General features: G+C 77.6%; 1 protein-coding gene. It reads right to left on the bottom strand.

The window, feature by feature from the left end; genetic code table 11:
- Positions 1-914 (bottom strand): hypothetical protein (locus D7V93_RS43505; protein WP_208723371.1); only part of this gene is annotated, 914 nt, incomplete at both ends.

The raw sequence follows: 914 nt of genomic DNA, 5'->3' as shown, positions 1-914 counted from the left end.
CCCACGCGGCCGTTCACGCCCGGCACCTCCTGGCCCCACGTCAGCGCGCCGTCCGCGTCGAACGCGAGCACCACGAAGCCGCCCGCGCCCTCCGCGTCGAACGTGCGCCCGTCCACCGTCACCGGGCCCACCAGCCGCCCCGCGACCACCGACGTGCCCGTGGCAGACAGCGCCACCGCCGCGAGCGACGTGCCCTCCGCCGCGCCCTCGAACGCCTGCGTCCAGCGCACCGCGCCGTCCGCCGCGTAGCGCACCAACTGCGGCGTGTGGGCCTCCGTCGTCCACTCCTCGCCCAGCGCCACCACGCCACCCGCCGCGTCCGCCGCCACCGCGTAGACCTTCTGCCCCACGCGGCGCTGCCACTCGGGCGCGCCGGCCGCGGAGAACTTCACCAGGAAGCCGTCCTGCGCCTCGCCCAGCCCGAAGTCCGCCGGGTACAGGGGCGCGTTGCCGGACAGGAACACCGCGCCGTCCGTGCCGGTGGAGCCCGCCACGCGCAGGTCCGTCAGGCGGTTGCGCTCGAACTCCTTCGCCCACGCCCGCTTCCCGTCCGCCGCGTAGCGCGACAGCGTCAGCACGCGCCGCTCACCGTCCACCTGGTCCCGGTCCTCGTCCGAGCGCGGCGTGCCCGACGTCACCCACAGCACGTCGCCACCCCGCCCCACCGCCAGCCCGGCGCCCGTGTCGTCCTGCGGGCCGCCCAGCGTGTGCGCCCAGGGGCTCACCGCCCGAGGCTTGGGAGCAGGGGCCTCCGCCGTGGGAGCCTCCGTCGGCGCCTGGGCACCGGGCGAGGGAGCAGCCGCTTCGGGGGCCGGCGCCGGGACGGGGCCCTGGGCTTCCGCGCGGGCGTCCCCATCTTCGGCTTCCGCAGCCGAGGCAGCACCGCCACAGGCCGTCCCACCCAGCCCCAGCAG

Source organism: Corallococcus llansteffanensis (assembly GCF_003612055.1).
Taxonomy (GTDB): domain Bacteria; phylum Myxococcota; class Myxococcia; order Myxococcales; family Myxococcaceae; genus Corallococcus; species Corallococcus llansteffanensis.
Note: the sequence above shows the minus strand (reverse complement) of the source record. Positions and strands in the feature narration are given on the sequence as shown.